This is a genomic window from Pseudomonas syringae pv. tomato str. DC3000 (genome assembly GCF_000007805.1).
Classification (GTDB): Bacteria; Pseudomonadota; Gammaproteobacteria; order Pseudomonadales; family Pseudomonadaceae; genus Aquipseudomonas; species Aquipseudomonas avellanae.
This window is the reverse complement of record NC_004578.1, coordinates 1,826,957-1,847,592: the sequence shown is the minus strand read 5'-3', so window position 1 is coordinate 1,847,592 and position 20,636 is coordinate 1,826,957. Positions and strand designations below refer to the sequence as shown.

The following is a 20,636-nucleotide window of genomic DNA, read 5'->3' as shown; positions in this document are numbered from 1 at the left end:
CTTGAATCATCAGAGCTCCGAACGGTACATCCCGACTGAGTGGGTGGAAATGATGAAAGTGTGACCAGTTTTTTGCTCTACTTGGCTTAGAGGACGCGGAGCGTCCAGAACGGCATGCGACGCGGAGCTTCGCACGATATGACACCCAGCGCCCTTCCCTACAATCCAATCCCCCGGCAAAATGCCGCCCATGACTCAATTAACCAACCTCCCGCCCTGCTGCCCCGAACTCGTCCAGCACTGGCCGCTGCCGCATGCGCTGCCGGGGGCGGTGCTGGTCAGTGGGCGTTTTGATCCGCACAAGCTGGGTGCCGATGACTTTCAGCGCTGTGCCGTCCAGACGCCTGCGAGCATTCAGCGCTCGGTCGCCAAGCGTCAGGCCGAGTTTCTCGCCGGTCGCCTGTGCGCCCGCGAGGCGCTAAGCCAGCTTGATGGCCGGCTGCATACCCCCACGCTGGGCGAAGACCGTGCGCCAATCTGGCCAAGTGATGTCTGTGGTTCGATCACTCACAGCACCGGCTGGGCCGCTGCGGTGGTGGCGCACAAGCAGCAATGGCGCGGGCTGGGGCTGGACACAGAAAACCTGCTGAGCCACGACCGCGCTTCACGCCTGGCCGGGGAAATCCTCACCGCCGCCGAGCTGGCCGACATGGCCGCCGGCCCGCAGGATCAACTAGCGTTGCGCGTCACCCTGACCTTTTCGATCAAGGAAGCGCTGTTCAAGGCCCTTTACCCCATCGTGCAAAAGCGCTTCTATTTCGAAGATGCACAATTGCTGGAGTGGTCCGCCGACGGCAACGCCCGCCTGCGACTGCTGATCGACCTGTCCAGCGAATGGCATGCAGGCAAGGAGCTGGACGGCCAGTTCAATGTGCTGGGCGATCATCTGTTGAGCCTGGTCGCGGTCGAAGGTTGATCACGCAGGCAGGGGGCAATGCTCGCAGCGCCCGACCCACTCAACCCGATGACTCAGACAACACACCCGCCGCTGCCGACGCGGCTCAGCCCCCTGCGCCTGCACCACATAACGCACCGCCTGAAACAACGGATTGCTCCGACCATCCGGCCGGCGTTTCTCAGTCAACAACGCCATGCCCGCCGCCAGCGGAGCATCGCTGCACTCAGCCAGTCGAGTAAGGCAGCCTTCCAGATAATCCCCGGCGCTGCTCCACAACACTGCGCCGGGCAGTTCGCCGTACGCACTCAACGCGGTAATAAACGGTTGCAGGTTATCGTCCAGTAAACCGGTAAAGCGCTGAAACGGATCAACCGGAACATCCCGCCAGACCTCGCCCTGCCCCAGCGACCTGACACCACAGGGCACGCCACGCTCGTCCAGCGCCACACCCACCTGATCAAGCGTCAACGGCCAATGCCAGCCCTGCACCAGGCTGGCAACCAGCACCGGGGGAATGATCTGCATGAAGTAAAACTTGGCCCACTGCGAGACCAGCACCGGCAACTGACTGGCCATCAGTTGCGGCCCGTAAACACTCAGCAACAGTTGATCAAGCCGCGCGGGTTGCAGCAGTTCAGGCAACACCACCACCGGGCGCGGGTCATCTGCCGCCAGCAACGTGCACCCAAACGGCGCCAACGCTCCAGCCAACAACAGCGAACTCAACGCGGCACCTGCGTGCGCGGCCAGGAAAGGCTGAAACACGCCCCGCCCAGACCGACACTGCGCCCGACCAGCGCACGGCCTTCATGCCAGTGGATGATCCGCCGCACAATCGACAGGCCCAGCCCGTGCCCACCCGACGTGCGGGTACGACTGTCGTCGATGCGCATGAAGGGCGTGAAAATCTGCTCCCACGCCTCTTCGGGAACGCCCGGACCGTCGTCGTCCACGTTGATGCGGCACTGCTGCGCGCCCAGCTGATAACTGATGCGCACCTCGGTCTCGGCATGGCGCATCGCGTTGCTGACCAGGTTTTGCAGCGCCCTGTGCAGATAACGCGGCTCGGCCTCGACCCAGGCCGCCTCGCCCTCTTCAGACGTGAAACACTCGCCGCGCGTGATCCTGACATCCGCGCGCAGCGGGGCCAGTTCGGCGATAACCTGATCGATCAGCGCACCCAGATCGATGCGCTGAAAATTCAGGGTCGGCGCGCCCTGCTCCAGGCGCGCGTAAGTGAGCATTTCATCGACCAGCTTGTCGAGGTCCTGAATGTCGCTGTCCATGCCGCGCATGTACTTGAGCCGCGCCTCGGGCGTGGTGGCGTCGCTGACCATCTCCAGACCAAAACGCAGCCGCGCCACCGGCGTGCGCAGCTCGTGAGACACGGCGCGCACCAGTTCGCGCTGGATCATCAGCGAGCGTTGCAGGTTCTCGGCCATGCTGTTGAACGCCGCCGCCACACGCCCGACCGAATCAGAACCCTCGGTGGGCACGCGGGTTTGCAGGCTGCCTTGCGCGATCAACGTGGCCGCGGCTTCCAGTTCCAGCACGCGTCGCTCCAGGCGCCGCACCAGCAAATAAACCACCAGACCGATGAAACACAGCCCCAGCAGGGCAATCAGCAGCAGCCAGTGCAGCGGATAGGGGTTCATCTGGTACAGCGGGCCGATCTCCAACACCCAGTTGGTGTCGACAATCCCGGCCAGCACGCGAATCGAATCGCCGCCCTTGCCCAGCGCCATCACCGTGTCGCCTTCATAGATGCGGCGGCGCTGATCGTCATCCAGGTCAGCCTGATCCAGCGCCAGCAGGTGCATGTCGAAGCCAAAACCCTTGTCGATGCGCAGCGCTTGCAGACGCGCCGGTTGCTCATCGACCGGAAAACGCACCAGCTCGTCGATCAACAGGTAGATAGTCGCCCGCGCCAGTTGCTCGGTGATCTGCTGAACTTCGCCGGTTAACAGCAGCGGCTCCGTGTCACTCAACTGGCGATAGACCCTGGCGGCGTGCGGCCCCATTTGCTCGACCACCACCTGGCCTCGCGCCAGCCGACCGCGCGCGCCGCTGTCCAGATGAGCCTGCTCGACGCTTTGCAGGCTCAAGGGTATCCCCATCAGCCGCTCCCAGACCGCAAGCGCACGGCGCCGCTCGATGGCGTCGAGCGAAAGCAGATTGTCGGCCAGGACCGTAAATGTGCCGTGGGCCAGCCGCTCGCGGTACTGCTCGCCGCGCTCCTGATTGAGCACGTGCAAGGCCAGTACGCCGAGCAGCGCGACCAGCACCAGAACGCCGAGCATACCGCCGTAGATGCGCAGAAAGATCGAGTTCATCAGGTCAGCCGCTGAACACGTGGCCGCTCATGTCCTGCGCTGCTTCAGGCACAAACAGGTAGCCCTTGCTGCGCACGGTCTTGATCAGGCGCGGATGAATGGGGTCGTCGCCGATCTTGGGACGAATGCGCGAGATACGCACGTCAATCGAGCGATCCTGGCCGTCGTAACCCACACCGCGCAACGCAGTGAAGATTTCTTCGCGGGACAGCGTGCGCCCGGCATTGGCCACCAGCAGCCACAACAGGTCGAATTCGGCACCGGTCAGCTCGATGCTCTGTTCGCGCAGCCAGGCCTCGCGCAACGCGTTGTCCACCACCAGTGGCCCGAACACCAGACGGCGCAGCTCGGCGGCCGGCACTTGCGGCGCTTCACTGCGGCGCAACAAGGCATGAATGCGCGCCAACAACACACGGGGGTGGACCGGCTTGCAGACAAAATCATCAGCCCCGGTGTCCAGCCCCTGAATATGATCGGTGTCGTCGGTGCGCGCGGTGAGCATCAGAATCGGCCCGTCGTAGCGGTCGCGCACGGTGCGGCAGATGCTGAAGCCGTCTTCGCCGGGCAGCATCAGGTCGAGAATCACCAGATCCGGCTGTTCATCGATGATCCGCGCCGCCGCCAGCGCGCCATTGCCTTCTATCGACACGCTCAGGCCGTTATTCTGCAGATAATCGCTGGTCAGCTCGGCCAGGCGCAGGTCGTCTTCGACGATGAGCACGTGCCAGGTGTGCGGCTCCAAAGGCATCTCCCTACTGTTGTTATTGTGTGTTGCAACGCGGGGTTGCGGCCCCTTGTCGCAGGCGAGCGTAGCAACCGCAGCCGCTGCCGAACGAGAAGAAAGCAACGAGGCAAACGACATGCCAGATTGCCCTTGCAGCGTCGTTTTTTTGTGATAGGGTTCGCGCCCTCAAAAATCAGTCACGTGGCGACGGTGCCTACAAAAATCGGTGACAAACGGTCCGGTCCAGTAGTTATGCGGCCTACACGCATGGTGTGCGTTTCATACACAAACTACACACACTTTATCCACAGGCCGTGCGTTGCAATTCATGTCCAAAACGCATTATCTTGTAGCCCGACGGCGAGGGACACCCTACATGTAGGGTTTCCTGCAAAAAACCCAGCACAACTCAATCGAGAAACTCAAGCACTTTTCTTGCGTTTGCGGGGTTGAAATTAAAGTCGTTTTCGTTACGCGTTCGTTCGCGCGGGGAGCAAAGCCGCGCAGTACACGGCTTGCAACATCGAACACGCATTCTTCATCAGATTTTCAAAGGATCGGGCTTGGCCCGGTCCTTTTTGGCTTCAAAACCTGGCAGCGGAAAAACACCCCCGCTGCCGCCTTCGTTTTGGAGCCTTGGGTCGCCTTTTGCGACTCACTGCTCGAAACGAAACGGTGGGCAGCAATGCCCAAACAAACTTAAAGGAACGTGGAGTCACACATGCAAACAGACACAACTCGCGAGAACTCGCCGACCGGCGCGCCGCAGGCAAGCCAGGCCCAACAGGATCTGTCTGCCACGGCCCCCGGTCAACTGCGCGTGATCAAGCGTAACGGTACTGTCGTCCCTTACACGGATGACAAGATCACCGTCGCCATCACCAAGGCGTTTCTTGCAGTTGAGGGCGGCAATGCTGCTGCCTCGTCGCGCATCCACGACACCGTTGCCCGCCTGACCGAACAGGTCAGCGCCACGTTCAAGCGTCGCATGCCTTCGGGCGGCACCATCCACATCGAAGAAATCCAGGATCAGGTCGAACTGGCCCTGATGCGTGCCGGCGAACAGAAAGTCGCTCGCGACTACGTGATTTACCGTGATTCGCGTGCCAAGGAGCGTGCCGGTCGCGCCCCCGAAGATCAGGTTCAGGCTCACCCGTCGATCCGCATCACCCTCGCCGACGGCAGCTTTGCGCCGCTGGACATGGGTCGCCTGAACACCATCGTCACCGAAGCGTGTGAAGGCCTGGCTGAAGTCGACGCCGACCTGATCCAGACCGAAACCCTGAAAAACCTGTACGACGGCGTGGCGCTGAAAGACGTCAACACCGCACTGGTCATGACCGCGCGTACCCTGGTCGAGCGCGAGCCGAACTACTCGTTCGTCACCGCCCGCCTGCTGATGGACACCCTGCGCGCCGAAGGCCTGGGCTTCCTCGGTGTCGCCGACAGCGCCACCCACCACGAAATGGCCGACCTGTACGCCAAGGCGCTGCCTGCCTACGTCGCCACCGGTATCAAGTTCGAACTGCTCAACCCTGTGCTGGCTGAATTCGACCTCGAAAAACTCGGCAAGGCCATCAACCACGAGCGCGATCAGCAGTTCACCTACCTGGGCCTGCAAACCCTGTACGACCGTTACTTCATCCACAAGGATGGCGTGCGTTTCGAACTGCCGCAGATCTTCTTCATGCGCGTGGCCATGGGCCTGGCAATCGAAGAGAAAGCCCGTGAAGACCGCGCCATCGAGTTCTACAATCTGCTGTCGTCGTTCGACTACATGTCGTCGACCCCGACACTGTTCAACGCCGGCACCCTGCGTCCACAGCTGTCCAGCTGCTACCTGACCACCGTGCCGGATGACCTGTCGGGCATCTACCACGCGATCCACGACAACGCCATGCTGTCCAAATTCGCAGGCGGCCTGGGCAACGACTGGACACCGGTTCGTGCGCTGGGCTCGTACATCAAGGGCACCAACGGCAAGTCGCAAGGCGTCGTGCCGTTCCTCAAAGTGGTCAACGACACCGCCGTTGCGGTCAACCAGGGCGGCAAGCGCAAGGGCGCTGTCTGTGCCTACCTGGAAACCTGGCACATGGACATCGAAGAGTTCATCGAGCTGCGCAAGAACACCGGTGATGATCGTCGTCGTACCCACGACATGAACACCGCCAACTGGATCCCTGACCTGTTCATGAAGCGCGTCTTCGACGACGGCCCGTGGACCCTGTTCTCGCCTTCCGAAGTGCCGGACCTGCACGACCTGACCGGCAAGGCCTTCCAGGAGCGTTACGAGTACTACGAAGCGCTGACCGAATACCCGGGCAAGGTGAAACTGTTCAAGACCATCCAGGCCAAGGATCTGTGGCGCAAGATGCTCTCGATGCTGTTCGAAACCGGCCACCCCTGGCTGACCTTCAAGGACCCGTGCAACCTGCGCAGCCCGCAGCAGCACGTGGGCGTGGTTCACAGCTCGAACCTGTGCACCGAGATCACCCTGAACACCAACAAGGACGAGATCGCGGTCTGCAACCTGGGCTCGATCAACCTGCCGAACCACATCGTCAACGGCAAGCTGGACACCGACAAGCTCAAGCGCACCATCGATGTAGCCGTTCGCATGCTCGATAACGTCATCGACATCAACTACTACTCCGTGCCGCAGGCCCGCAACTCCAACCTGCGCCACCGTCCGGTCGGCCTGGGCATCATGGGCTTCCAGGACGCGCTGTACCTGCAGCACATTCCTTATGGTTCCGATGCTGCCGTGCAGTTTGCCGACAGCTCGATGGAAGCGGTCAGCTACTACGCCATTCAGGCGTCCTGCGACCTGGCTGACGAGCGCGGCGCCTACGAGACGTTCCAGGGTTCGTTGTGGTCCCAGGGCATTCTGCCGCTGGACTCGCAACAGATCCTCATCGAGCAGCGTGGCCAGAAGTACATCGATGTCGACCTGAAAGAATCCCTGGACTGGGCGCCGGTTCGTGCCCGTGTGCAGAAAGGCATTCGTAACTCGAACATCATGGCCATCGCACCGACCGCCACCATTGCCAACATCACGGGTGTGTCGCAGTCGATCGAGCCGACCTACCAGAACCTGTACGTGAAATCGAACCTGTCCGGCGAATTCACCGTGATCAACCCGTACCTGGTTCGCGACCTCAAGGCCCGCGACCTGTGGGACTCGGTCATGATCAACGACCTCAAGTACTACGACGGTTCGGTGCAACAGATCGAGCGCATCCCGCAGGAGCTCAAAGAGCTCTACGCGACCGCCTTCGAAGTGGACACCAAGTGGATCGTCGACGCGGCAAGCCGTCGTCAGAAGTGGATCGACCAGGCTCAGTCGCTGAACCTGTACATCGCTGGCGCTTCGGGCAAGAAGCTGGACGTGACCTACCGCATGGCCTGGTACCGTGGTCTGAAAACCACTTACTACCTCCGTGCCCTGGCCGCGACCAGCACCGAGAAGTCCACCGTCAACACCGGCAAGCTCAACGCCGTATCGAGCGGCGGCCACGGCCCGGACGACTCGGCGATCACCGCCCCTCGCCCGACCGAAGCCGCACCTGCCGGCCCGGCCCCGGTGCCAAAGGCTTGCGCGATTGACGAGCCGGATTGTGAGGCTTGCCAGTAACCGTCAAAGCCTGACTTGCCCCCACGTTGGCAACACCAACGTGGGGGCAAACTGCTCTGCCCCTCACCCGCCTGAAAACGGCTCGCGCAACAACCCCATTCGCTAACGCCCCCCCTCACGCATCGGTAAATGTCTGCCCTCGGCTGTGCCCCTTGGCCAATGGCGGCGGTGTCTGAGATTCGCTGAAATCGGCCGTCCAGCTCCAGTTGCGGATCTCCGGCATGTCTTCAAAATGTTCGCGTATCCAGGTGTGATGCTTGCGTAACTGACTTTCGAAAAAATGCACTGCATCCAGACTCTGCGCGCGTAACCGGGGTACATGGCTCAATGCGTCGATGGCCAGTTGATAACGGCTCAGGCGGTTGAGCACCACCATGTCGAATGGCGTCGTCGTGGTGCCACGATCACTGAAACCACGAACGTGAAAGCGTGCCTCATTGGCGCGGCCATGCACCATGGAATGGATCACCCAGGTCGAACCGTGAAACGCGAACATCACCGGCGCGTCTCGGGTAAACAATGCCTCGAACGACACATGGTCCATGCCATGCGGCCGATCTTCTGGCGCGCTTAAAATGCCGAGGTCGACAACATTGACCAGCCTTACCCGAATACCCGGCACGTGTTTTTGCAGCAACCAGGCTGCGGCTACTGCCTCGGTGGTCGGTACATCGCCGGCACAGCCCAGCACAACATCTGGCTGCTCACCGTCGTCACTGCCTGCGAAGTCCCAGATCGACGCACCCTGGGAGCAATGCTTGAGCGCTGCGTCGAAATCCAGCCATTGAAAGTCCGGCTGCTTGCCGCAGGTCACGACGTTTACGTAGTTGCGGCTGCGCAGACAGTGGTCGAAGACGTTGACCAGGCAATTGGAATCCGGCGGGTAATACACCCTCACCACATCGGCCCGGCGTTGCAACACGTTATCGACGAACCCGGTGGACTGATGGCTGAAACCGTTGTGGTCGTTACGCCAGGCGTGGCTGCTGATCAGAATGTTGAGCGAAGCCAACGGACGCCGCCAGGCAAACTCGCGGCTTTGCTGCAGCCACTTGGCATGCTGGGTGACCATGGAGTCGACCACCTGGGCGAACGCTTCGTAGGTCGACCACATGCCGTGCCGGCCAGTCAGCAGGTAACCCTCCAGCCATCCTTCGCACAAGTGCTCACTGAGCACTTCCATCACCCGGCCCTCCGTGGCCAGGTGTTCGTCAATCTCCAGGCAGGGCCCTGCCGCGGTACGGTTGCTGGCCTCGAACACAGCGTTGAGTCGATTGGAGTTGGTCTCGTCAGGCCCGAAAACTCGGAAGTTATGCGGGTTGTTACGCATCACATCGCGCAGGTACTCGCCCAGGCGGCGCGGTGCTTCGGCGATGACCTGGCCGGGGCCTGGCACCTCCAGGCCATAGTCGGCAAAGTTCGGTAGCTCCAGCGCTACCAGCACGCGGCCACCATTCACACTTGGTACGGCGCCCATGCGCAACGCCGATGGCGGGGTCAGCGCCTGAAGCTCGGGCAACAACCGGCCCTTCTGATCGAACAACGTCTCGGGCGAGTAACTGCGCATCCAGCTCTCCAGTTGCTGGAGGTGTTGCGGGTTACCGATGACATTGGCCAGCGGCACCTGATGAGCGCGAAACGTGCCTTCCACCGGCACACCATCAACCACTTTCGGCCCGGTCCAGCCCTTGGGGCTGCGCAGGATAATCATCGGCCAGCGTGCACGCGCAGCGCCACCGTCCTTTCTGGAGCGCGCCTGTTGTTCGCGGATCGCGTCGTGACAGGTATTGAGTGCGGCGGCAAACCGTTGATGCATGCCTGGCAAGTCATCACCCGCGACGATAATCGGCTGATAACCCCGCCCCCGGTACAGCTCGAGCAACTGCTCGTCCGGCAAGCGCGCTTCGACCGTCGGCCCGGAAATCTTGTAGCCGTTGAGGTGCAGGATCGGCAGCACGGCACCGTCCCGGCGAGGGTCAAGAAAGTGAACACTTTTCCAGCTGCCTTCCAGCGGGCAGGTTTCAGCTTCCCCGTCACCAATCACGCAGGCGACCAGCAGGTGGGGATTGTCAAAGGCCGCGCCATAGGCGTGCATCAGCGAATAGCCCAGCTCTCCGCCTTCATGCAGTGAGTTGGGCGTATGCGGGCCGCAATGACTGGGGATGCCACCGGGTGTGGAGAAGCTGCGAAAGAAACCCAGCATGCCCTCTTCATCCGAAGAGATCTCGGGGTGCACCTCGCTGTAAGTGCCTTCAAGCCAGGCGCAGGCATTCATGGTCGGGCCGCCATGACCTGGACCGGAGATGAAAATCGTCTCGATCCGCCGCTCGCAGATCAAGCGGTTGAGGTGCACATAGATAAAATTCTGCCCAACCGAGGTGCCCCAGTGCCCCAGCAACCGAGGCTTGATGTGCTCGGCCAGTAACGGCTCGCGCAGCAGCGCATTGGCCTTGAGGTAGATCTGCCCGACGCACAGGTAATTGGCGGCATTCCAGTAACGATGCAGCCGTGACAGCAGATCGGCGTCCAGCGGTCCGACTTCGCTGCCTGGCCGTTCAGGGGGTATAACCGATTCGGCGTCCGATTGTTCGGCGCTGGAAAGCGTTGAGTTGAAGAGATACATGGCGACTCCATAGGGTGCGATGCACAAACCTTGCGACTCGCAGGTTTCGATGTGTGGAAGGCGTGAAAAGGTTCAGGTGCGCTCGTGCAGCAGCCCGAGCGCATGGCGGGCGATGATGGCGTTCTCGTCGGTGGCGATCGTCCAGGCCGAAACAGCGCTGTCGGGGTGCGACAGTCGGGCGCCAGGCTGAGTCGCTACCGCCCTGTCGCGCTTGAGGCCCAGCCAGGCGCAACCGTCAAGAATCGCGTCGCGCACGTCGGCAGCGTGCTCACCGATGCCGCCGGTAAAGACCAGCGCATCAACACCGCCCAGAATCGCGGCCAGGCTGCCAATCTCGCGCACCACACTGCGCACGAACAACGCAATGGCGTCTCGCGCCTCTGGGGCCTGGCTGGCAGACAGCTCGCGCATGTCACTGGAAATGCCACCGGAAACGCCCAACAGCCCGCATTCGTGATACAGCAAATGCTCCAGCGCCTGCACACTCATGCGGCGCTCGCGCAGCAGGTACAGCAGCACGCCGGGGTCCAGGCGCCCCGGGCGCGTTCCCATCAGCACACCGTCCAGGGTACTGAAGCCCATGGTTGTGCCGCGACTGACCCGGTTGTGCATCGCGCACAAACTTGCGCCATTGCCCAGATGAGCAACGATTGTCCGCCCTTGTGCCGCACGCTGATCGTAGTGCGGGAGCACGCTGGCGATGTATTCGTAAGACAAGCCGTGAAAGCCATAGCGCCGAAGGCCCTGCGCGGTGAGCGCCGCAGGCAGGCCGAAACGGGTTTCGAGCGCGTCCAGAGTGTGGTGAAACGCGGTATCGAAACAGGCAAACTGCACCAGCCCGCCGTGCTCACGGCTCAAATAGGTCATGGGTGCCAGGCACAACGGCTGATGCAAGGGCGCCAGCGGAACAAGCGCCTGCATGTCAGCCATGAGCACAGCATCGACCCGCGCCGCCACTTGCGTGCGGCTACCCCCATGAACGACACGGTGCGCCGCGGCGCAAATCTGCCCGTCTGCGTGGCGCTCGATCCAGCCCATCAGGTTGGCCAGCGTGCCGCTATTTACCGAGGCCTTGTTTAACGAGGCACCGTTGCGTGACCACTCCTCGCGCGTTTGCGCACAACCGTCAGCGCCCTGAAAGATCAACCTTTCAGTGTCCTTGCGCACCTCGAAACTGCCATTGCCCAGGCACTGCGGCCCGGACGCTGCCAGCGCCGCCGCGCTGTACAGAGAGAACTTGATGCTGGAAGAACCTGTGTTGAGCACCAGCAGCAAGGGTTGTGATTGATCCGTCATGGAGCACTCCGCAGATGGCTCTGGATTCGCCTCAGCGAGACCTTGGTCAATGCAAACAACCGGAGGTCAGTCTGGGCGTCGCAGACACAGCGGTATTGATCTGGATCAGAAAGCCACGACAGACAGGGCGTAGATGTAGGGACGACGAGCTGTTTTCACTCGCGTATCGACCTTCTCAGCAATTCACCCATGCGCCACCTGGCCAGGGCGTTGGGTTTCACGTCCAGCGGTGACCCGCTGGACGCCACTCAAGTGGTGTACCGGTTGAAGCTCAACTGATACCGGGAACCACACTACTCCCATGCCGAAACAAAAATCAAAGCGCAGACAGGCGCGGGTTCAGCGCCAGCAGGCTGCCTGACAGATGATGAGCGACCTGCTCGGTGGTGCTGCCCAGCAACGTATCGACACGATTACGGTGCAACGTGCCCATGACAATCACATCGATGCCCTCGGCCAGAACAAACGCGCTGATCACCTTCGCCGGGCTGCCCGTGACCACGTGCCTGCATTCATCGGGCACTCCAAACCGGTCTGCCAACTGATCAAAGGCTTCTTGCTCGGTCTCATACAAAGTGTGTTCCAGGCTCGTTGAAAGACCCAGATCACCCGCCGAAGCAAAGATGTAGGCCATGTCATGGGCGTAAAGCAGATGCAATTGCGCATTGCACTGCGCTGCCAGCTTCTCGGCACTCTTGATGATGACTTCATTGACGTCACCGAACTGCTCCTCGGTCCGATACGGATCGACGGCCGCCAGTATTTTGCGCGGCAGCGCGTGGTCCACGTTAGCTACCAGGTGCAACGGCACCGGACAGTCATGCAGCAGCCGGATGTCCAGCGAAGTGAACATGGCGCGCGTCAGCCAGGATTCGTGTCCGATGTCCTTGATTACCATCGAGGGCTTGATCTCATGCACATGCGCCATGATTTCATCCAGTGGACGCATGACCCAGACCACTTCCGTGGTCACTTCCACACCTGATTGTCGTATCAACTGTGCCTGCTGCTCCAGCCATTGTCGGTGGCTGGCCAGATAACCATCGCGCATCTCGTTCAATGCCCTTTCGTTGAGCAGTCCGGCTGCGGCCAGGCCCTCGACGTAATCGAAAGCGACAATATGCAACGCCGCACTTTTAGCCCGAGCAAGCGCCGCGGCACGTTCAAAAGCCGGGGTCCTGCTCATCAATGGCGACGCAATCAACATTAAACGCTCTGACTCGAACACGGTGCACCTCACTGACACGGGTGACGATCACACGGCTGAAAAGCGATCGGGGGGGATTACTGCCTGTTCATTCTCGATGGCCCGGCACACTGCGGCTTGATCTAAATCAACACCGGCAAGGAGCTCACGCACACAACAACCACGCCACAGCCCCGCTCATCCACATTTGAAATGCCTGCTATCACTGCACGCTCGACGCGCCTATGCTGATTTGAACAAGGAGCACCCTATGACCGCCCATCTGGCAGCCATCAACGGTTTGCGTCTCAAGGCAGAGTGCTCCAATTGCGGTGTTCGAGAGCTGTGCCTTTCAGTCGGCATGAGCCTCACAGACACTGATCGCTTGTCCGCAATCATTCCTCAGCCAATCAAGGTGAAGAAAGGCGCAGCGCTTTACCACGCTGGCGATCCATTGCAATCGCTGTATGCGGTGCGGTTCGGTTTTTTCAAAACGACGATCTCTTCGCAGGACGGGCGCGACCAGCTGACCGGGTTTCAGATGTCGGGGGAATTGCTGGGCTGTGACGCCATCAGCAACGACTGCCACGTGTGCGATGCCATTGCGCTGGAAGACAGCGAAGTGTGCCCCATTCGTTTCACCCATCTGGAACGACTGTCGCGAGAAATGCCGTCACTGCAACACAACCTCAATCGCGCATTGAGCAAAGAGATCGTTCGCGACCATGAGATGTTGCTGCTGCTGGGCAACCTCAATGCAGAAGAACGCATGGCCGCCTTCCTGCTCAACCTGTCTGGCCGGATGTTCAACCGGGGCTATTCAGCCACAGCGTTTGTGTTGCGCATGACCCGTGAAGACATCGGCTCCTACCTTGGGCTACGGCTTGAAACCATCTGCCGCGCCATCGCCAACCTGCGCAATTTGCGCATCGTCAGCATTTCCGGACGCCAAGTGGAGATCCTCGACCTCAACCGCCTGCAGGCATTGATCCACGGGTGCAGCTACCGCGCAAAAAGCCTGTGAACCACCGCCGCCGGTTCTGGCTGGAAATCCTTCAATGATCGCGGTCACACTGATCAATATTCTGATCATCACCACGGTGGTCATTGTTCACCACGAATGCCTGCTGCGCCTGAACGGGCTGATGCCCAGGCTCAATCTCTGGCACCGGTTCAGGATGGTGTTCGGTGTATTGGGCGCGCTGGTCGCTCACGCCATCGAAGTCTGGATATTCGCGCTGGGCTATTACCTGATGAACCGCTCGGATTCACTGGGTCGCCTGACGGGCAACTTCGACGGCAGCTTCATGGATTCGGTGTACTTCTCGTTCACCACGTTCACCACCATCGGTTTCGGCGACATCACGCCCACTGGTCCGCTCAAATACCTGACAGGGCTTGAAGCCCTGACGGGGCTGGTGCTCATCACCTGGACGGCGTCCTTCCTGTTTATCGAGATGCAGAAGTACTGGGGCACCCACACCGACCGCTCAGCACGGCGCAGATAAGCGGGTGTAACGCAAAGGGCTTTAACTGACAAAACTCAATGTTTGACCTGCCGGAGGGTATTCAATGATGTGACTGCGGCACGGAATAAGCAGCCGCAGTCCATCATTTAGAGGGCTCAGCATGAGCGACCTGACGTTACGTAGAACGATTCTGGACGAGCTTGAGTTTTTGCCCCACATCGACGCTGCCGCAATTGGCGTCACGATAGAAAACGGCGTGGTGGTGCTCAGCGGGCATGTGAAAACCTTCGCCGAAAAAATCGCCGCCGAACGCGCAGTCAAGAGCGTCAAAGGCGTCAAAGCCGTGGCCGTGGAACTTGAAGTACGGGTGCCGAGCAGCCTCTACATCGACGACAGCGTGATCGCCTCGCGCTGCCTGGACCTGATTGGCTGGAACACGATATCGCCCGACCAGGCCATACAGGTCAAGGTGCAGCACGGACGGGTAACGCTTGAAGGCGATGTGCAATGGCAATACCAGAAAGAAGCCGCACAAAAAGCCATCAACACCCTCGCAGGCGTTGCGGGCCTAGACAACCGGCTGATCGTCAGGCCTGAAACTGCGTGCCTGGACATCAAGACACTGATCGAACAAGCCCTGGCCCGAAGCTCGGAACTGGACGCCAGCAAAATTCGCGTCACCGCCGAGGGCAATCAAGTAAGGCTTGAAGGCTACGTTCACCGCTGGCGTGAACGCCAAGCGGTCGAACATGCGGCCTGGGCAGTGCCAGGTGTAAAGAACGTGGACAACCATCTGCTCATCAACTGACCGACTGTCTGCCGACCCGGTCAGCGAGCCGATAACAGCGGTGACGCACCTTGACCGGACTAGGCTGCAAAAGGACATTTCCCTCGTTCATCCGGAGCTACTCGCATGCCCTACACAGCAGACATCCTCAAACGCTTCAACGAAGACACTGACAATCTGGCCGGCGGGTTCTGGATCGAGAAGCTGCGCGATGGCACCCCGGTTCTGATTCGCCAGTTGGCCAATAAAGACCGTGCCCGGGAGTTCTCCTTTTTAAAAGACCTCGGCAAGGACATCGCGCATTTTCGCTTTCTGGGATCGTTCAGCACACATGCGAAAGTGCATGATCAGCTCATGGACATCGACCTGCATAATCGCATGGCCTACATCGCACTGGCCTACGACAACGATGAACTGACGGAGATTGGCGTTGCTCGTTACGGTGCCTATGAAGGCGACGCGCATTGCGAATTCGCCATTGCCGTTTCTGAAAAATGGCAACGTCGAGGCGTGGCCACAGCGCTGCTGAAGCGACTCATGGAAACCGCGACGAAGGAGGGTTTCAGCAAAATATCATCAATGGACGCCTCTAAAAATCTGGCCATGGACGGGCTGGCAACCAGCATGGGTTTCACCTGCCGCGTGGACGAAAAACACGGGCCCAGAATTTTTCATGAGTATGTTCTGGTGCAGTGAGCGAGCACCTCAGGCATGCGCAACACGTGGGGTATGAGCGATGCATGATTGCACCGCCCATAACCATTCGTCGCCTGTCATTGCGAGCAATCCCTTGCGTGCAATCCGCCCTTCTCCGTTACAGCCCGCGTTCTGCATGTAGCGGGCAAGCACTGACCCCCATCACATCCCGAACACTGATCAGAAATCCGGGCGCGCAGCCGATTGCAGCAATTCACGCATCACTATATGCTGCGCCCCTGATTCGAAAAAAACACTACATAAGGGATTTACGCCCGGACACCGCGCCTTCATGAGCCTGCTCACTGAATCCCGGAGTCATTCACAACAGGCGTAATGTCCACATCAAAATCAGTCACACATGCGCAGGGGTCGGACAAAATCTGTATAATCTCGCGCTCGCTCAAGGGTACTCAAATGACCATTTGCAAAACCTGCAAACCTGGCTTGTCTGAAAGCAACCTCGAGCTTTCGATCTGCTCGCCTGTAAGGCACAGCCTCGGCAGCACATTCAAAGAGCGACCGGCACACTCATAAGCCGGCCGATCGCGACAGACCCCGAGTAAAAATTCCATTGCCAGCGCACGTTCAGCGCGACGCTGGCAGCCCATACTTTGAAAATCCAACAGGGGTGCCACAGGCAACCCCTCAGGCAGGAGACGTACACCATGCTGAGCTGGGACGAATTCGATAAGGAAGACGGCGAAGTAGTCGCCAAAGCGACCAACGCCGGTCACGCCAACGAAGCCAACATGGACCGCCTCGACAGCGCTGGCGGCCTCGCAGCCCAAGAAGCCCGCGCCGTGACCGCCGCCGACTCCGCTGCCCTGATCCGCGCCAAGAAAGCGCTGGACGCACTGGACGTCGCCGAAGGCCTGGCCGAACTCGAAGGCGCCAGCGCCCGCGTCGCCGTTGACGAAAAAATGATGATCAACTGCCGCGCCGACCTCAACCAGCTTGTGCCGTTCAAGTACGACTGGGCCTGGCAGAAATACCTGGACGGTTGCGCAAACCACTGGATGCCGCAAGAAGTCAACATGACCGCCGACATCGCCCTCTGGAAAGACCCGGAAGGCCTGACCGACGACGAGCGCCGCATCGTCATGCGTAACCTGGGCTTCTTCTCCACCGCTGACTCACTGGTTGCCAACAACCTGGTACTGGCCGTGTACCGCCTGATCACCAACCCGGAGTGCCGCCAGTACATCCTGCGCCAGGCCTTCGAAGAAGCGATCCACACCCACGCCTACCAGTACTGCATCGAATCGCTGGCCATGGATGAAGGCGAGATCTTCAACATGTACCACGAGATCCCGTCGGTCGCTAAAAAAGCAGCCTGGGGCCTGAAATACACCCGTTCGATCTCCGATCCGAAGTTCGAAACCGGCACCGTCGACACCGACAAAGAGTTGCTGCGCAACCTCATCGCCTACTACTGCGTACTGGAAGGCATCTTCTTCTATTGCGGCTTCACCCAGATCCTCTCCATGGGCCGCCGCAACAAAATGACCGGCGTCGCCGAGCAGTTCCAGTACATCCTGCGCGACGAGTCCATGCACCTGAACTTCGGCATCGACGTGATCAACCAGATCAAAATCGAAAACCCGCACCTGTGGGATGCCGAAATGAAAGAAGAAGCCACGCAGATGATCCTGCAAGGCACCCAGCTGGAAATCGAATACGCCCGCGACACCATGCCTCGCGGCGTGTTGGGGATGAACGCGGCGATGATGGAGGACTACCTGAAATTCATCGCTAACCGTCGTCTGAGCCAGATTGGCTTGAAGGAAGAGTACCCAGGGACGACGAACCCGTTTCCTTGGATGAGCGAGATTATGGACTTGAAGAAAGAGAAGAATTTCTTTGAGACTAGGGTTATTGAGTATCAGACTGGTGGGGCGTTGAGCTGGGATTGATAGACTAGCTCATGGAGTCGCATCAAAATCTGAACCCGTCTCATAGAAAATGAAACGGGTTCTGAAAAAAAGAGTCAGATGGCAGCTTTTTTGATTTTGCTTTCGCCGAAACGTGAGCCCTCACACTCAAAACCACCAAACCTTTTCACTAAACATGAACCGGATTTTGCAACAAAAGAGGGCTGCCAATCGCAGCCCTTGTTCATCGCAAAACTCACGGCATTATTGAGCGCTTAGGCCTGAAGTGTGCGAATTCAGTTCTGCTGTGTCCAGCCTGCGGCAGCCCAGTCCAAATTCTCGGGTATCAGGTAGCGATTACTGGCATTTGCTAGTCGCTGGTTAGCCGTCTCTTCTGCGACTTTGAATAGCATTTTTGAGGTTTCGCCATCAGTACCCAGGGCGCTGTGCTCAGCAGGTGTCAGCAACCACTGGCTGGCTATTGCAGGGTTGAGTGTGGCTTTGCCATCTTTAATATGAATGGCCACAAACTCCTGTCGCATGCGTTTGCCCTGCGGCCCTTGCCAGCGCAGCATGGCACCGAGCAGTGCACCCTCGCAGAGTTCAGGTGCTTTGAGCATTGCAGCTAGCCCACCGAACTCATAATCGCACGCTTTACCCAGCAGGTACTGCATAAGCTTGGAGTTGAGGTCGAGCATGTGGGTGTCAGGGCGGTTCGCGGCCAGCATACGATCCAAAGTTACGTCCATACGCGGAGAGGCTTTGGGAGCAAGCCCCATGTCGTGCATAACCTGCTCGGACAATCTAATACGCAAAAGCCGCTCTTTATGACTCCGCTCCGCGACCTCGATGCCCAGTTGATCGAACATTCCCAGGACGAAACTGTCGAGGTGCTCAAAGGTGATTTCCAGCTCGTCGCGTAGCTCTTTTGGATCGCTGGTGGCGGCGTGTACAAACAGTTCTCGTTGTTTGGCAGCAGCAGTGCGTGCCTGCTTTAACGCTTCATCAATACGCTCTCGGGTTCGGTCGATGCCAAGTTTTGTAGCTTGTTGCAGGATATCTTCCACATCGATCAACTCGGCCAGTTGACCGAGGATTTCGTCTTTCAGGCCATCATTGAATTCATGATGCTGAACCTCGGCCAGATCAGTCACCACGCTGTCGATCCGCTCATACATCAGGTCGACGATATTCTGATCAAGGCTGTCGGTCTGCTGGATATTGAACACGACAACCTTCTTCTTCTGCCCATAGCGATACAGGCGACCAATGCGCTGTACGAGACGCATGGGGTTCCAGGGGAGGTCATAGTTGACCATGACGTGGCACTGGTTCTGGAGGTTGATGCCTTCCCCGCCAGCTTCAGTTGAGATCAGAAAGCGCGCTTGCTGCTCAAAACGCTTGATGGCCTCTCGTCGCTCAGCATGCCGCATGGAGCCATTGATTAGCTCGACCTGGTCGCCGCCATAGTGATTAGCTAAGGCATCCCGCATGTAGCGTTGGGTGGTGCGATATTCAGTAAAAATCAGCACTTTCTCATCAGGGTTGGCTACGTGAATTTTGCCGATGATTTCTTCGATAAACAGCTTCAGTTTAAGGTCATTGGCTTTCAACGCCGCGGCCTCAGCAATCAAACCTTTTAGCAACTGCACCTCGCCAGCAAAGAACTCGCGTGCATCACTGGTGAATTGTTCTTCCCACTCACCCAGGTAGCGTTCGTCGCTAGGCTCGTCTGCGAACGTACCATTTTCTTGATCGTCGATCAGGCGCTTAAGGCGATTACAAAGCGCCCGGTGAATAGCTGCTGCGCTGGAGGCAGCCAGTTTGCGATAAACAGTCATGACGAAACCAATAGCGTTGCCTTTAAGGCCTAGCGACTCACCTGCGGCATAGCCTTTGCGCAGATAGTCCTGAAGCGTTTTATCGAACTCGACGGACCCCAGGCTGCTGGGCACCTGCAAAACACTGGTGATTTTGCCTTGGAAGATGAAGTTCCCTTCTGCGTCTGTTACGTCAGCTTTGTGGTTGCGGAATACCATGTCGTGCAGAATTTCTGGTTTCAGGTTGAGCGCCATCAATTCCGTACGGCGCTCAGGGCGAAGCAGCTCTAGCAGTGCCACGAACTTGTCCTGCATGCCCTGGTGAGGGGTCGCACTCAGCAGCAGCATGTGCTTGGTTCGACTGCGTAAGTTTTTCGCCAGGTCATAGCGCTCAGAGCTGTCCAGTTTTTGCCCGTACTGGCGGCGGCTGAGTCGATGGCCTTCGTCAAAAATTACCAGATCCCAAGGCTCAGCCTGAAGCAGGCTTTCCAAGTGATCCTCCTGCTTGAGTCGATCCATAGAGCCGATGACACAGTCGTGCATCTTCCATTGGCGGGGTTCATTAATGAAAAAGTCCTCGCCATAGATCTCGAAATCTTCGAGCTTGAACTTGTAATATAGCTCTTCCTGCCACTGTTTGGTCAGGCCCGCGGGCGTGATCAGAAGGATGCGTTTGACTAGGTCTCGTTGCCGCAGTGCATGCAGCAACATACCGGTCTCGATGGTCTTTCCCAAACCCACATCGTCCGCAATCAGCCAGTTGAAGTTGCCGGATGCGAGGATGTGGTGAACCAGGTGAATCTGATGAGGCAGTGGTTCAATCTCTAGGTGGGAAAGGGCACCGGTGTTTTCATTCCACACTTTTATGGCGTAGGCCAGCATGCGCAGGCGCATACGCTCGGCATCATGTGCATCGCCTTTGCTGGCGGTGACAAAGCGATGCTTAACGCCCTTGACTTGACGCAGATATTGGTAGGGCAGCCAATGACGCTCACCACGCTCAGGAAAATCGACCAATACTTGCTCGCTACCTGCCAAGGTACGCTGCTGCATGATGATGCCCTGCCCTAGTGAGCGAACACCGCTACCAGGAGTTTCGTCGACCACGTCCATGCCATTTTGAAAGCCCGAGCGCACGGCAGATGCATCGATATAGGCCAGCTTCTTCTCTGGACTGAACCAGTGAACCTGAAGCTGATCTTCGGCCTCTCTAGCAATGGCCATTTTGACGATGCCTCGGCGTTCATTCTGGCCGCTGGGTAATGTTTGGCTAACCCAGCAACCAGGAACGTGGGT

Annotated in this window: 14 protein-coding genes; 7 read left to right on the top strand and 7 right to left on the bottom strand. The window is 59.0% G+C overall.

Annotated features, from left to right (window positions below; all coding sequences use genetic code 11):
- The first annotated feature begins 190 nt into the window (after window positions 1–190).
- Entirely contained in the window at window positions 191–916 is a 726-nt protein-coding gene (locus PSPTO_RS08755) for a 4'-phosphopantetheinyl transferase family protein (RefSeq protein WP_200836485.1), read from the top strand.
- On the opposite strand, the gene fhuF is transcribed toward PSPTO_RS08755, so the two are convergent.
- From fhuF to PSPTO_RS08740, 3 genes are read right to left on the bottom strand one after another with little or no spacing between them, the layout of a single operon-like run.
- A complete protein-coding gene (gene fhuF / locus PSPTO_RS08750) occupies window positions 917–1,663 on the bottom strand; it encodes a siderophore-iron reductase FhuF (protein ID WP_011103665.1) in 747 nt (248 codons plus the stop codon).
- Window positions 1,621–3,231: an ATP-binding protein gene (locus PSPTO_RS08745; RefSeq protein ID WP_046463925.1), complete on the bottom strand. Its 1,611-nt coding sequence runs from the start codon at window positions 3,229–3,231 to the stop codon at window positions 1,621–1,623. The genes fhuF and PSPTO_RS08745 overlap by 43 nt, the downstream gene beginning before the upstream one ends.
- A 4-nt stretch (window positions 3,232–3,235) precedes the next feature.
- Entirely contained in the window at window positions 3,236–3,973 is a 738-nt protein-coding gene (locus tag PSPTO_RS08740; protein WP_005766623.1) for a response regulator transcription factor, read from the bottom strand.
- A 703-nt stretch (window positions 3,974–4,676) separates the two neighbouring features.
- Between PSPTO_RS08740 and PSPTO_RS08735 the strand changes: the two genes are divergently transcribed.
- Window positions 4,677–7,589 (top strand): ribonucleoside-diphosphate reductase subunit alpha, encoded by a 2,913-nt coding sequence (locus PSPTO_RS08735; protein WP_005766620.1) that lies wholly within the window; start codon window positions 4,677–4,679, stop codon window positions 7,587–7,589.
- A 115-nt stretch (window positions 7,590–7,704) separates the two neighbouring features.
- On the opposite strand, the gene PSPTO_RS08730 is transcribed toward PSPTO_RS08735, so the two are convergent.
- From PSPTO_RS08730 to PSPTO_RS08720, 3 genes are all read right to left on the bottom strand, one after another.
- The gene (locus tag PSPTO_RS08730) at window positions 7,705–10,212 is read right to left on the bottom strand and encodes a phosphoketolase family protein (RefSeq protein WP_011103663.1); all 2,508 of its coding nucleotides are present in this window, start codon (window positions 10,210–10,212) and stop codon (window positions 7,705–7,707) included.
- 72 nt (window positions 10,213–10,284) lie between these two features.
- The gene (locus PSPTO_RS08725; RefSeq protein WP_011103662.1) at window positions 10,285–11,508 is read right to left on the bottom strand and encodes an acetate/propionate family kinase; all 1,224 of its coding nucleotides are present in this window, start codon (window positions 11,506–11,508) and stop codon (window positions 10,285–10,287) included.
- A gap of 316 nt (window positions 11,509–11,824) precedes the next feature.
- Window positions 11,825–12,715, bottom strand: a complete 891-nt coding sequence (locus PSPTO_RS08720; protein ID WP_011103660.1) for a universal stress protein — start codon at window positions 12,713–12,715, stop codon at window positions 11,825–11,827.
- Between the two features lie 250 nt (window positions 12,716–12,965).
- Here PSPTO_RS08720 and PSPTO_RS08715 point away from each other — a divergent pair, with 250 nt between their 5' ends.
- From PSPTO_RS08715 to PSPTO_RS08695, 5 genes are all read left to right on the top strand, one after another.
- Complete coding sequence (locus PSPTO_RS08715) at window positions 12,966–13,718, top strand: helix-turn-helix domain-containing protein (protein ID WP_011103659.1); 753 nt, start codon at window positions 12,966–12,968, stop codon at window positions 13,716–13,718.
- Between the two features lie 34 nt (window positions 13,719–13,752).
- Window positions 13,753–14,202, top strand: coding sequence for a potassium channel family protein (locus PSPTO_RS08710; protein WP_011103658.1), 450 nt, complete (start codon window positions 13,753–13,755; stop codon window positions 14,200–14,202).
- A gap of 121 nt (window positions 14,203–14,323) precedes the next feature.
- Window positions 14,324–14,971: a BON domain-containing protein gene (locus tag PSPTO_RS08705; RefSeq protein ID WP_005766614.1), complete on the top strand. Its 648-nt coding sequence runs from the start codon at window positions 14,324–14,326 to the stop codon at window positions 14,969–14,971.
- Between the two features lie 105 nt (window positions 14,972–15,076).
- Window positions 15,077–15,646, top strand: a complete 570-nt coding sequence (locus tag PSPTO_RS08700) for a GNAT family N-acetyltransferase (protein ID WP_005766613.1) — start codon at window positions 15,077–15,079, stop codon at window positions 15,644–15,646.
- A gap of 668 nt (window positions 15,647–16,314) precedes the next feature.
- On the top strand, window positions 16,315–17,562 hold the full coding sequence (locus PSPTO_RS08695) for a ribonucleotide-diphosphate reductase subunit beta (protein ID WP_005766612.1): 1,248 nt from the start codon (window positions 16,315–16,317) through the stop codon (window positions 17,560–17,562).
- 254 nt (window positions 17,563–17,816) lie between these two features.
- Here the strand turns inward: PSPTO_RS08695 and PSPTO_RS08690 are convergent, their stop codons facing one another.
- Entirely contained in the window at window positions 17,817–20,222 is a 2,406-nt protein-coding gene (locus PSPTO_RS08690) for a DEAD/DEAH box helicase (RefSeq protein WP_161797813.1), read from the bottom strand.
- Between the last annotated feature and the right edge of the window lie 414 nt (window positions 20,223–20,636).

Coding starts and splice junctions, on each gene's coding strand:
- PSPTO_RS08725 (WP_011103662.1), bottom strand. CDS start 11,508: ATGACGGATCAATCACAACCCTTGCTGCTGGTGCTCAACACAGGTTCT.
- PSPTO_RS08710 (WP_011103658.1), top strand. CDS start 13,753: ATGATCGCGGTCACACTGATCAATATTCTGATCATCACCACGGTGGTC.
- PSPTO_RS08745 (WP_046463925.1), bottom strand. CDS start 3,231: ATGAACTCGATCTTTCTGCGCATCTACGGCGGTATGCTCGGCGTTCTG.
- PSPTO_RS08755 (WP_200836485.1), top strand. CDS start 191: ATGACTCAATTAACCAACCTCCCGCCCTGCTGCCCCGAACTCGTCCAG.
- PSPTO_RS08690 (WP_161797813.1), bottom strand. CDS start 20,222: ATGCTGGCCTACGCCATAAAAGTGTGGAATGAAAACACCGGTGCCCTT.
- PSPTO_RS08705 (WP_005766614.1), top strand. CDS start 14,324: ATGAGCGACCTGACGTTACGTAGAACGATTCTGGACGAGCTTGAGTTT.
- PSPTO_RS08715 (WP_011103659.1), top strand. CDS start 12,966: ATGACCGCCCATCTGGCAGCCATCAACGGTTTGCGTCTCAAGGCAGAG.
- PSPTO_RS08735 (WP_005766620.1), top strand. CDS start 4,677: ATGCAAACAGACACAACTCGCGAGAACTCGCCGACCGGCGCGCCGCAG.
- PSPTO_RS08730 (WP_011103663.1), bottom strand. CDS start 10,212: ATGTATCTCTTCAACTCAACGCTTTCCAGCGCCGAACAATCGGACGCC.
- PSPTO_RS08700 (WP_005766613.1), top strand. CDS start 15,077: ATGCCCTACACAGCAGACATCCTCAAACGCTTCAACGAAGACACTGAC.
- PSPTO_RS08695 (WP_005766612.1), top strand. CDS start 16,315: ATGCTGAGCTGGGACGAATTCGATAAGGAAGACGGCGAAGTAGTCGCC.
- PSPTO_RS08720 (WP_011103660.1), bottom strand. CDS start 12,715: ATGTTGATTGCGTCGCCATTGATGAGCAGGACCCCGGCTTTTGAACGT.